The 11,312-nt window shown below is 71.4% G+C and carries 9 protein-coding genes and 1 pseudogene; 6 read left to right on the top strand and 4 right to left on the bottom strand.

The window, feature by feature from the left end; translation table 11 throughout:
• Nucleotides 1–38: 38 nt before the first annotated feature.
• The 3 genes and pseudogenes from E1287_RS38985 to E1287_RS46500 all read right to left on the bottom strand — a co-directional run.
• Nucleotides 39–815 (bottom strand): SWIM zinc finger family protein, encoded by a 777-nt coding sequence (locus E1287_RS38985; RefSeq protein WP_131970449.1) that lies wholly within the window; start codon nucleotides 813–815, stop codon nucleotides 39–41.
• Entirely contained in the window at nucleotides 815–3,556 is a 2,742-nt protein-coding gene (locus E1287_RS46505) for an SNF2-related protein (protein ID WP_165969416.1), read from the bottom strand. Before E1287_RS46505 ends, E1287_RS38985 begins: the two co-directional genes overlap by 1 nt.
• 225 nt (nucleotides 3,557–3,781) lie before the next feature.
• Nucleotides 3,782–4,591: pseudogene (locus tag E1287_RS46500) on the bottom strand (SNF2 helicase-associated domain-containing protein); the annotation flags it as partial.
• 731 nt (nucleotides 4,592–5,322) lie between these two features.
• Here E1287_RS46500 and E1287_RS38970 point away from each other — a divergent pair.
• A complete protein-coding gene (locus tag E1287_RS38970) occupies nucleotides 5,323–6,105 on the top strand; it encodes an enoyl-CoA hydratase-related protein (protein ID WP_131970447.1) in 783 nt (260 codons plus the stop codon).
• Between the two features lie 38 nt (nucleotides 6,106–6,143).
• Here E1287_RS38970 and E1287_RS38965 read toward each other — a convergent pair whose 3' ends face one another.
• The gene (locus tag E1287_RS38965; protein ID WP_131970445.1) at nucleotides 6,144–6,530 is read right to left on the bottom strand and encodes a helix-turn-helix domain-containing protein; all 387 of its coding nucleotides are present in this window, start codon (nucleotides 6,528–6,530) and stop codon (nucleotides 6,144–6,146) included.
• Between the two features lie 96 nt (nucleotides 6,531–6,626).
• On the opposite strand from E1287_RS38965, the gene E1287_RS38960 reads away from it, so the two are divergent.
• The 5 genes from E1287_RS38960 to E1287_RS38940 all read left to right on the top strand — a co-directional run.
• Nucleotides 6,627–7,283 carry an NAD(P)-binding domain-containing protein gene (locus E1287_RS38960; RefSeq protein ID WP_131970443.1) on the top strand — a complete coding sequence of 219 codons (657 nt, stop codon included), beginning with the start codon at nucleotides 6,627–6,629 and terminating at the stop codon, nucleotides 7,281–7,283.
• 64 nt (nucleotides 7,284–7,347) lie between these two features.
• The gene (locus tag E1287_RS38955) at nucleotides 7,348–8,115 is read left to right on the top strand and encodes an SDR family oxidoreductase (RefSeq protein ID WP_131970441.1); all 768 of its coding nucleotides are present in this window, start codon (nucleotides 7,348–7,350) and stop codon (nucleotides 8,113–8,115) included.
• A 211-nt stretch (nucleotides 8,116–8,326) separates the two neighbouring features.
• Nucleotides 8,327–9,277, top strand: coding sequence for an acyl-ACP desaturase (locus E1287_RS38950; RefSeq protein ID WP_131970439.1), 951 nt, complete (start codon nucleotides 8,327–8,329; stop codon nucleotides 9,275–9,277).
• 77 nt (nucleotides 9,278–9,354) lie between these two features.
• Entirely contained in the window at nucleotides 9,355–10,179 is an 825-nt protein-coding gene (locus E1287_RS38945; protein ID WP_131970437.1) for a serine/threonine-protein kinase, read from the top strand.
• On the top strand, nucleotides 10,110–11,312 hold a 1,203-nt coding region (locus E1287_RS38940; RefSeq protein ID WP_131970435.1), incomplete at its 3' end, for a serine/threonine-protein kinase. The genes E1287_RS38945 and E1287_RS38940, both read left to right, overlap by 70 nt.

The following is an 11,312-nucleotide window of genomic DNA, read 5'->3' as shown; positions in this document are numbered from 1 at the left end:
CCCCCCCCACCACAGAACCGCCACCGCGGCCCCGGGGCTCACATATCCGGGTCGGGGGCGAGGGACTCGTAGACGGGTGCTAGCACGTCGGTGAGCGGGCGGCGGCGGATTCTGATCGGCGGGGGAGTGGCCACCTGGAGGACGAAACCGGGAGGCACGGGCGGTGCGGGCGGACGGTCGCGGAGGCGGCCCAGACCGGACGGGGGCGTCCAGAAACCGGAGGCGGTGAGCGGCTCGTCCTCCATCTCGAAGGGGTCGGGCTCGGTCTCGGTGCCGCGGCGGAGCGCCGCCAGGAGCTGCTCCCTGCCGCGGCCGTTCCATTGCAGGATGAGGAAAGGGTCGGCGTCGAACGCCTCGGCCAGCAGGTACAGGACGGCCGCCGCGTGCTTGCAGGGGTCGCCCCAGTCGGGGCAGTCGCACATCAGGTGCAGGTCGGCGGCCGAGTCGGGGAAGAGCGCCAGGCCCAGCTCGGCGAACACCCACTCGATCTCCGGTGGCATCTCCCCGGCGAGCAGCCGCGCCCGGAACACCGCGCGGGACGCCAGCTCCGCCTCGACGGCACGCCAGCCGTCCGCGTCGATCGCCTCGATGCCCAGCGCCACCTCGTACGGCTCGGGCGCTGAGCCGTGCACCTTCGCGCTCACCTCGTAGGGGGCGACCTTGAGGTCGAACACGTTGCCCTTGCGCGCGTAGGTCCGGCCGCGCTGGAGACGTCCCGTGTCGGCGAACGACTCGACCAGGTCGATGAACCGGCGCGACCACCACTGCGAGCCGATCGACCCGCGCTTCGTGCGGGCCTTGATGCCCTCGCCCATCAGTCGCTCACCGCCTCGGGGGACAGGCGGAGGACGTCCCGCAGCTCGGCCACGGACAGTTCGGTGAGCCAGTCCTCGCCGGTGCCGACGATGGAGTCGGCGAGGGCCTTCTTGCGCTCGATCATCTCGTCGACGCGCTCCTCCATCGTCCCGACGCAGATGAACTTGCGGACCTGGACGTTGCGTGTCTGCCCGATGCGGAACGCGCGGTCGGTGGCCTGGTCTTCGACGGCCGGGTTCCACCAGCGGTCGACGTGGACGACGTGGTTGGCGGCCGTGAGGGTCAGGCCCGTCCCGGCGGCCTTGAGCGAGAGCAGGAAGATCGCCGGTTCGGCGTCGTCCTGGAAGCGCTGGACGAGATCGTCCCGCCCCTGCTTGGACGTTCCGCCGTGCAGCCACAGCACGGGACGCTCCAGACGGGCCGCCAGGTACGGCTGGAGCATCGAGCCGAACTCGGCGTACTGCGTGAAGACGAGGGCCTTCTCGCCCTGCTCCAGGACCTCCGCGCAGATCTCCTCCAGGCGTTCGAGCTTCCCGGAGCGGCCGGGGAGGCGCGACCCGTCCTTGAGCAGCTGCGCCGGGTGGTTGCAGACCTGCTTGAGCTTCGCCATCGTCGCCAGGACGAGGCCGCGCCGGTTCTTCTCGTCCGCCTCGGCGATCTGGGCGAGCATGTCGTCCACGGTGGCCTGGTAGAGCGACGCCTGCTCGGTGGTCAGGTTGCAGTAGACCTTGATCTCCTGCTTCTCCGGCAGATCCGAAATGATCGACTTGTCGGTCTTGAGGCGGCGCAGGACGAACGGCTGCGTCGCCCGTTTCAGCGCCAGCGCCGCCTGCTCGTCGCCGTCCCGCTCGATCGGGATCGCGAACCGCTGCCGGAACGCGGCGCGCGGCCCGAGCAGCCCCGGGTTCGCGAACTCCATGATCGACCACAGCTCGGTGAGATGGTTCTCGACCGGCGTCCCGGTGAGCGCGATCCGGTTCCGCGCCGGGATGCTCCGCACGGCCCTGGCCTGGCGCGTCCCGCTGTTCTTCAGCGCCTGCGCCTCGTCGCAGACGACCCGTCCCCACTCGATCCGCGCGAGCATCTCCGCGTCCCGCGTCGCCGTCCCGTAGGTGGTCAGCACCAGATCGGCCCCCGCCACCGCCTCGATCAGGTCCTCGCCGCGGTGCCGCCCCGTCCCGTGGTGGACGTAGACGCGCAGCTTCGGCGTGAACCGAGCCGTCTCCCGCTGCCAATTCCCCACCAGCGACATCGGTCCGATCAGCAGTGTCGGCCCTGGACGCTCGCCGCCCTCGCGCTCGGACGCCAGCAGCGCCAGGGTCTGCGCTGTGTTGTGGCACAGCATGCCTTCAGCGACGTAGTTGTGGTGGTCGGCGACTTCGAAATCGTAGACGTATCCCTCGTAGTCGACGTCCTCGACCGAAACGATCTTCGCGTAGAAGACCTCGCGGGCCGCTCGCTCCGCGAGGGAATCGCGGATCTTCTGGAGGCAGATCCGGTCGAGGTTCCGGTACGAGGCCAAGGTCCGTTCGGTCCATTTGTTCCCCTTGCGGGTCGCGTACTCCGACTCCATCTTCCCGGAAAGAATTCGATCCATTCCGTCGATTGCGTCCCGAGCCTTCTCTCTGGAGAGCTCCTGGGTTCCGTAGAAGTAGCCCGTTCTGACGCCGAAGTGCCGCATGGGCAGACCGGTCTCCTCATGGGCCCGCTTGAGAAGGTCGCTCCCGGGAACGCCCTCGACGTTGGTGTTGGGCGGGACCGTGCAGATCTCGTCCAGCCGAGCCTGTTTCGCCGGGTCGGCGATTCCGACGAGTTCATCGAACCTGCGGAGGCTGGGGCCGCCTATGAGTCCGATCTGGTAGGGACGTTTGGTGCCGCTGCCATTCGTGGCGCACTTCCAGGAGGTGGAGATGCGCAGCCAGACTCCGAAACGGCGCAGCATCATGCTCAGCTGCCGCATTATCCAGACGGACGCCGAGCTTATCTCGACCACCCGCCTGGACGTGTCGACGGAGGACTCGGCAGCGAAGTAATGCCGTAGGAACGTGCGCACGGTCGCGTCGTCGGCCGCTGTCAGGCATTCCGGGATTCTCTTGTGGGCCGAGTTTCCCCACCAGCGGTAGCCGCGCTCTTCCAGAAGCTCGCGGTACTGCGCGCCGCTGAACCTCAGATAGAACGCCCGCCTGCCCGCGCTCGGGACGATCTTCGGATTGTTTATCTGGAGGCCGAAGCGCTCCGCGATGCGCAGGAGCCGTGCGCGCAGATCTTCGAGGACGCGTACGTCCTTCTGCGTGATGACCACGCTCGTCCAGCGGTCCTCACTTCCCTCGGCGATCTGCCAGGCGAGGAGAACGGTCAGATCCTCGTCGACGGAGGCGCCCTCATGGCGCAGCCGCGTCGGGACGCAAACGCGCATCCCCGGCCGGATGTCGTTCGTCCAGTCCTCGACGCCGAGAAGGGAGTGTCGCCGGGTGAGGATGATCCGGCTCCCGTCGTCCAACCGGACCTCGCGCACCTTCTCGCTGATGTACTGACGGTAGAGACGGGCGATCGGCGCCGGAACGATTCGTCCGTCCTTGGCGATGGAGTTCACGGTCAACGTCTCTGTGGGCACGGACCATTCGCCCTCGCCGTCCCAGGAGCTGCCGTTCGCGAAGCGCGCCCAGATGTCCTTCGCTTTTATAAGAGTGCCGTTCACGTAAACGAATTCGTCTTTCCCCAGGCACTTGCCCAATCCCATCGAATCCGCGAGGACTCCGCCCAGCCCGATGTCGTCAAGGAATCTCAACCAGGCCAGGCCGCGCTCCTGGAACGGACGAAGGGTCCCGTTGAATCCGTCGGGGGTTCGCAGGGGGGTGAGGCGGCGGTCGGCTTCGCCGGAGAGGAGGTCGCCGAGGGCGCCGTCCGGGTCGACGGTGGTGAGGGGGAGGGTGTCGTCGCCGGCGTGGATCACCGCGCGGATCGCCTCGGCGGCGGTCATGCGGCCGCGGCGGGGGTGGCGGAGGAAGTCGAGGGCGGCCTCCAGCTGGCGCTCGTCCAGCTCGACCCACTGGCCGCGGAGGCGGACGAGGGGCGTCTTGAGGCGGGCGAGCTCCTCCAGTTCGGCCTCGTCGATGCTGTCGTCGCCGATGGCGAGGTCCCAGCGGAAGTCGACCATGGCCTTCATGTCGAAGCCCGAGGCCACGGCCGAACCGGACGACGCCTCGGGGTCTTCGCTGCGCGTCGTCAGCTTCATGCCGAGCTTCGCCTTGCCCGCCCACTGCGGGAGCAGGACGCCGAAGCCCGCGGCGGCCAGCATGGGGGCCGCCTGGCGGAGGAAGCGGAACGCGCCCGCGGTGTCGAGGACGAGTTCGGACGGTTCGGGGCCGTCCAGCGCGGGGGCCAGGTCGGGGAACAGGCGCAGGGCGCGGCCGAGGCCGGTGAGGAGCGTCTCCTCGGCGTTCGCGATCGAGGCCGCCTCGCCCGCCCAGACGAGGGCGGCGGGGACGTAGAGGCTCGGGTCGTCGGTGCCCTGGAGGGCGAACTCGATGCGCCAGGAGTCGGAGTCGTCGTCGGCGTCCGGTTCGGCGAGGCGGAAGCACGCGCGGAGCGGGCCGGACGGGCGGCGTGCCCCGGCGGCCCAGGCGTCCAGCTCGGCGATCAGGTCGTCGGGGTCGTCGCGGGGCTCGCGGGCGACCGCGGGGGACGGGCCGGTCAGCGCCGCCACCCAGCGCTCGGCGAGCGGCAGCCGGTCGGGCTCTTTCCGGCGGGACACCAGCAGCGGGTGCGGGACCATGCCGCGGACGGCCGTGTCGACCAGGCCGGACAGGGCCTCGCGCAGCACCTCGCCGGCGGGACGGCCGCCGTCCGCGGCGCGGCAGGCGGCGGGCATGGCGCGGGCCAGCGCCCGGTACCGCGCCGGGTCGTCGATCACCGGGCGCCAGCGGGCCACGAGGTCGCCGTCCTCGCGCAGCAGCGCGGGCAGGACCTGGCCGCGCCCGGCCAGATGGACGGCCTCGTCCGCGATCATGCAGAGGAAGCGCAGGTCGGTGCCGGGGACGACGTCGCCGCTGTCCTCGGCGGCCTGGAGCAGGGCCATCGCGGGGAACGGCTCCAGGACGAGCGCGGGCACCCGCCACGGGCGCAGTTCGGGCTCGTCCGGGACCGGCTCGGGACCCAGGTCGGCGGACGGCAGCGGGTGATCGCGGGCCGTGGGCAGCGACATCACCAGCTCGACGCGGAACGCTGTACGGACGAGCGGCTCGTAGGACGTCCCCGCGAAGTCGCAGGTCGCGAAGGGGTGGACGTCGAGGGAAGGCTCGTATCCGCCGGTGCGTTCCGCCCACACGCAGAGCGCACCGCCATGCCAGGTGGCGTGGGCGACGAGCATGGTCCCCGAAGCTATCAGCAGCCTCCGACGTCCCTGCCCGTGACTTGCGTCGCCCGCCCGACTGCCGTCACAGCAGGCCCGAACCGCCGCGTTAGGCTCGGGACGTTGCCGCCGATATATCACGCAGGAGGGTCGCCGTGGGCGAGTTCGTACGGGTCGAGGTCGAGGACGGGATCGCGACGATCAGGCTGGACCGTCCGAAGATGAACGCCCTGAACGCCCAGATGCAGCGGGAGCTGATCGACGCGGCCCGGGAGGTCACGCAGGACGACGCCGTCGGCGCGGTCGTCCTCTACGGCGGGGAGAAGGTGTTCGCGGCCGGCGCGGACATCAAGGAGATGGCGCCGATGTCGTACGCGCAGATGTCGGCGGGGCATTCGCGGCTGCTGCAGGACTTCGCGCGGGCGCTCGCCGGGATCCCCAAGCCGGTGATCGCCGCGATCACCGGGTATGCGCTCGGCGGTGGTTTGGAGACGGCGCTGACCGCCGATTTCCGCGTGGCGGGCGAGGGCGCGAAGGTGGGGCAGCCGGAGATCCAGCTCGGCATCATTCCTGGAGCGGGCGGCACGCAGCGGCTGTCCCGGCTGATCGGACCGTCCAAGGCCAAGGACCTGGTGTTCTCCGGACGGCACGTCGCGGCGGACGAGGCCCTCGCGATCGGGCTGGTCGACCGCGTCGTCCCGGACGCGGACGTCTACACGGCCGCCAGGGAGTGGGCGGCGTCCTTCGTCGGCGGGCCCGCGATCGCGCTGCGCGCCGCCAAGCAGGCCATCGACGCGGGCCTGGAGGTCGATCTGGAGACCGGGCTGGAGATCGAGCGGACGCAGTTCGCCGCCCTGTTCGCCACCGAGGACCAGGCCAGCGGCATGCGGAGCTTCATGGAGGAAGGGCCGGGAAAGGCGAAGTTCACCGGCCGCTGAGCGCAGCGAAGTTCACCGGCCGCTGAGCGCAGCGGTGTTCACCGGCCGGTGAGGGTGCGCTCCCGGGCGTCGAGGACCTCGTCGGCGTACTGCTCCGTCCAGCGGCTCAGGGCGAAGAGCGGTTCGAGCATGCCGCGTCCGGGGCCGGTCAGGTCGTACTCGACGCGCGGCGGCGCCTCGGCGTAGCGGCGGCGACTGACGAGGCCGTTCTGTTCGAGCCGCCGGAGCGTCTCGTTCAGGACCTTGTGGCTGATGCCGCCGATCCTGTCCTGGAGTTCGCGCGGACGGAGCGGGCCGTTGCGCAGCGTCCACACGACGACGCCCGTCCACGTGCCGGACAGCAGGTCGAGGCCGAGCCGGGTCTGGCAGTCGGCCGCGAACCGGATGTCGTCTGCCCGGTGCTCGTCCAGCCGGATCTCGTCCATGCGCACTCCGCGATTCTGCAGCGCCCGATACGTACCGGATGGTGCCGAACGGACCGCTTAACGTCCCGTCCGACGGTAATCGACGGGGAGGTCAACATGCGGATCGGTGTTCTGGGTGCGGGGAACATGGCGGACGCGCTGGGCGCGCAGTGGGCGCGCAAGGGCCATGAGATCAGGTTCGGGGCGCGGACGCCCGCGAAGGCCGCCGCGTTGGCGGAGCGAACGGGCCACGGTGCGTCCGGCGGCACGCTCCGTGACGCCGCGGAGTTCGGGGACGTGGTGCTCCTCGCCGTCTGGTACGAGGGCGTCCGGGACGTCCTGCGCGAAGCGGGCCCGCTCGGCGGACGGGTCCTCATCGACTGCACCAACCCCATGGAGCCGCCGTTCGAGACGCTGAAGACGGACGGCGGCCCATCGGCCGCGCGGCGGGTCGCCGACGCGAGCGGCGCGCGTGTGGTCAAGGCGTTCAACCTGTGCCACGAGAGCGTGTGGCGGATGACGCCGCCCGTGTTCGGCGGACGGCCCCTCGGCGTCCCGCTGTGCGGCGACGACGAGGAGGCGCTCGCGGCGGTCCGGGAATTGGTGGCCGACCTGGGATGCGTCCCGATGGACGGCGGCGGGCTGGCGCGGGCCGGGCTGCTGGAGGCGTCCGCCGCGTTCTTGGTCGGACTGTGGTTCGCGGGCGAGGACCCGTCCGCCATGATCCCGCCGCCCCAACACGCCGGCGGGGCCCCGCGGCTCACATCTGGGTGAATCTCCACAGTTTCTTGGGCGAGCCGCCCGGCCCTGTCAAGATCCGCCGATAGCATCTCGCGCCATGCGACACGCGTACCGCACCGCTCTTGTGACGGGTGCGTCCAGCGGGATCGGTGAGAGCTTCGCCCGCCTCCTGGCGGGCCGCGGCACCGATCTGGTGATCGTGGCGCGGCGGGCCGAGCGGCTGGACGGCCTGGCCCGCGAGCTGGTCGAGCGGTACCGCGTCGCGGTGGAGGTGCTGGCGGCCGACCTGACCGAGCCGGCGCAGCGCGCCGAGGTCGAGGGACGGCTGATCGCCGATCCGGTGGAACTTCTGGTGAACAACGCGGGCCACGGCGCTTTTGGAGCGTTCGCGGAGGCGCCGCTCGACGGCCAGCTCGCGCAGGTCGAGCTGAACGTGACCGCGCTGGTCCGGCTCACCCACGCGGTCCTGCCGGGGATGCTGGAGCGCGGGCGGGGCGGCGTCCTGAACGTGTCGTCGATGTCGGGGTTCGCGCCGTCGCCGGGCAGCGCCACCTACGGCGCGACGAAGGCGTACGTGGCGGCCTTCTCCGAGAGCCTGCACTCCGAGGTCGCGGGGAAGGGCGTCCACGTGACGGCGCTGTGCCCCGGGTTCACGCGGACGGACGACGACGTCCCGTCCAACCTGCTGTGGCTGCGGCGCGACGACGTGGCGCGGGCCGGGCTGGAGGCGGTCGCCACCGGACGGGCGCTGTGCATTCCGGGCATGCAGTACAAGGCCGCGTTCCCGGCGCTGCGGCTCGTCCCGAGGCCGCTGCTCAGGGCCGCGGTGAACCGCATGTGGCAGCAGGCCGCCGACACGAGGTGACCTGACCCTCACGCCCCCGTATTGCTCGGACCTACAAAACTCGCCGCCGGTTGGTTGTCGCGGGGCTTACTTGACGGGGCTCACGCCCAGTGGCGACGATCGAACCTACGCTTTAGTAGGTTATGCACGTCCGGCCTGCTAGGAGCCCTCTCGGCGTCGCGAGCACGGCGGCGCCGTCCGGCAGACCGCCCTCGTCCAGCGAAGGAACCGCATGTCCGTGACCCCCGAAGAGAAGTTCCAGACCGGCCTCATGGTCGACCTCGAGCCGGTGGTCGAGAACGAACTGAACCGGCACCTGTCGATGGCCAAGGAGTGGTTCCCGCACCAGTACGTGCCGTGGAGCGAAGGCCGTGACTTCGACGGGCCCCTGGACGGCGAGCCCTGGTCGATCGAGCAGTCGAAGCTGAGCCCCGAGGCGCGCGAGTCGCTCATCGTCAACCTGCTCACCGAGGACAACCTGCCCGGCTACCACAACGCCATCTCCACCGCGTTCGGCCGCGACGGCGCCTGGGGCACCTGGGTCAACCGGTGGACGGCCGAGGAGAACCGGCACGGGATCGTCATCCGCGACTACCTGACGGCCACCCGCGCGGTCGACCCGATCGCGCTGGAGCGCGCCCGCATGCGCCACATGGAGGCCGGGTACGAGGCCGACCACGGCGACTCGTTCCTGCACGGCGCCGCGTACGTGTCGTTCCAGGAACTCGCCACCCGCGTGTCGCACCGCAACACGGGCATGGCGTCCGGCGACCCCCTGTGCGAGCAGATGCTGGCCCGTGTCGCCGCGGACGAGAACCTCCACATGATCTTCTACCGGAACCTGATGAGGGCCGCGCTGGAGGCGGCGCCGAACGAGACGATGCGGGCGATCACCGACGTCGTCAAGGGGTTCCAGATGCCCGGCCACAGCATCGACGGGTTCCTCCGCAAGTCGGTCGTGATCGCCAACGCGGGCATCTACGACCTGCGCCTGCACCATGACGACGTCCTCATCCCGGTGCTGCGCAAGTGGGACATCTTCGACCGCGCCGACCTGTCCGGCGAGGGCGAGAAGGCCCGCGAGGAGCTGGGCGAGTTCCTGGACGCGCTCGACGCGTCCGCGACCAAGTTCGAGACCCGCCGCGAGGCGCGCCGCGCCCGCCAGGCCGCCCGCCGCGGCTGACCGGGACCGGCCTCCGCCTCGATCGTTTGGTCTGATTTGTCCGGAACGTCGGCCCGGTTTCCGGCGTCAAAAGGGGCATGGGGAAGCATCGACGGCTGGGCGGCTATCGGTTGCTGGACGAGATCGGCCGGGGGAGCACCGCCGTGGTCCACCTGGCCATGGACCCGGGCGGCCGCGAGGTCGCGGTGAAGGAGCTGAGCCCGGAGGCCGCGGGGGAGCCGGAGGCGATCAGCCGGCTGGCCCGCGAGATGTCCGCGCAGGCGCGCGTGCGCAGCGACTACGTCGCGCGGCTGCTGGACGGCCAGATCACGGCGGAGCGTCCGTACGTGGTCATGCAGTACGTGCCCGGCTGCCCGCTGAACGACCTGGTCCCGGCGTACGGGCCGCTGCGCCGCGACCGGCTCGCCCGGTTCGCGCGGCGGCTGGCGCTCGCGCTCGGGGACGTCCACGACGCGGGCGTCCTGCACCGGGACGTGGCGCCCGGCAACGTCATCGTGATGGGCGACCGGCCGACGCTGATCGACTTCGGCATCGCGCACGAGTCGGGCGCCGACCAGATCACCAGGCGCGGGATGGTCGTGGGGACGCCCGCCTACCTGGCGCCGGAGCTCATCGAGGGGGAGCGCGCCACCACCGCGTCCGACGTGTTCTCGTGGGCGGCGACGGTCGCCTACGCCTCGACGGGCCGCCCGCCGTTCGGGCGCGGCTCGCTGCACGGCGTCTGCTTCCGCATCCTGCGCGGCCAGGCCGACCTCGACGGCGTGCCGGAGCCGCTGGCCGGGCTGCTGCGGGCGGCGTTCCAGCGCGACCCGGCCAAGCGCCCGTCCGCGCGATGGCTCGCGGGCGCCCTCGCGGACGGCGACGGCGCGGCGACCAGGCGTCGCGGGGTGTCAGCGGCCTGATGCGGATGAGATCTTCGGGCACGATCGACGGGGGTAGGGTTTCGGAAACGATGAAGGGAGCTGTCACGTCCGGGGACCGAATCGGCCACTACAGCTTGCTCCAGACCCTCGGGGAAGGGGGGATGGGCGTCGTCTACCTCGGCGCCGACCCCGAGGGACGGAACGTGGCCATCAAGGTGCTGCGGCCCGCGGTCGCGGGGGACGCCACGGCGCGTCGCCGGCTCGCCCGCGAGGTCGACTCGATGCGCCGGGTGCACAGCCCCCACGTCGCGGAGATCCTCGACGCCGACGTGACCGCCGACCAGCCCTACATCGTCACCCAGTACGTGCCAGGGCGGACGCTCGAGGAGATCGTCGAGGAGTCCGGGCCGATCTACGGGCCCGCGCTGCAGCGGCTCGCCGTGGGCCTCGGGGCCGCGCTGTCGGCGATCCACGGCGCCGGGATCGTCCACCGGGACATGAAGCCCGGCAACGTGATGCTCGTGGACAGCGAGCCCGTCGTGATCGACTTCGGCATCGCGCAGGCCGCCGACGCGACCCGGCTGACCGCGACCGGGATGGTCATCGGCACGCCCGGCTACCTGGCGCCGGAGATCATCGAGGGCGAGGACGCGGGCCCGCCGTCGGACGTGCACGCCTGGGCCGGGACGGTCGCCTACGCCGCGACCGGACGCCCGCCGTTCGGCTCCGGCACGTTCGAGTCGATCTTCTACAAGATCATGCAGGGGACGCCCGATCTGGAGGGCGTGCCGGACGCGATGCTGCCCGTGCTCCGCTCGGCGATGGCGCGGCACCCCGCCGAACGTCCCACCGCGGTCAACCTGGTGCAGCTCACCCGCCGCATCCACCTCGAAGCCACCATCACCGACCAGACCCGCGTCGACCGGCACTACCCAGCGCCGAGCGCGTCGCCGGCCCCCGGCACTTCGCAGCCGACGCCCAGCACGTCCGGCACGCCCGGCGCGTCGCAGCCGGTGGAGGAGACCGCGGCCGACCACTCCCGGCAGTTCTCCATGCCGGTGGCGGCGCCGCCACCGCACGAGGTGCAGCAGGCGCGTCCCACCACGCCGGGCTCGACCGCGATCCCGGTGCCCGGGCCGCCGCCCACGCCCGCCCCAGCCCCGGCGCAGCCG

It is taken from the genome of Actinomadura sp. KC06, from assembly GCF_004348735.1.
Classification (GTDB): Bacteria; Actinomycetota; Actinomycetes; order Streptosporangiales; family Streptosporangiaceae; genus Spirillospora.
This window is presented reverse-complemented; position numbering and strand designations above follow the sequence as displayed.

Coding starts and splice junctions, on each gene's coding strand:
- E1287_RS38985 (WP_131970449.1), bottom strand. CDS start 815: ATGGGCGAGGGCATCAAGGCCCGCACGAAGCGCGGGTCGATCGGCTCG.
- E1287_RS46505 (WP_165969416.1), bottom strand. CDS start 3,556: ATGGGATTGGGCAAGTGCCTGGGGAAAGACGAATTCGTTTACGTGAAC.
- E1287_RS38965 (WP_131970445.1), bottom strand. CDS start 6,530: ATGGACGAGATCCGGCTGGACGAGCACCGGGCAGACGACATCCGGTTC.
- E1287_RS38960 (WP_131970443.1), top strand. CDS start 6,627: ATGCGGATCGGTGTTCTGGGTGCGGGGAACATGGCGGACGCGCTGGGC.
- E1287_RS38955 (WP_131970441.1), top strand. CDS start 7,348: ATGCGACACGCGTACCGCACCGCTCTTGTGACGGGTGCGTCCAGCGGG.
- E1287_RS38950 (WP_131970439.1), top strand. CDS start 8,327: ATGTCCGTGACCCCCGAAGAGAAGTTCCAGACCGGCCTCATGGTCGAC.
- E1287_RS38945 (WP_131970437.1), top strand. CDS start 9,355: ATGGGGAAGCATCGACGGCTGGGCGGCTATCGGTTGCTGGACGAGATC.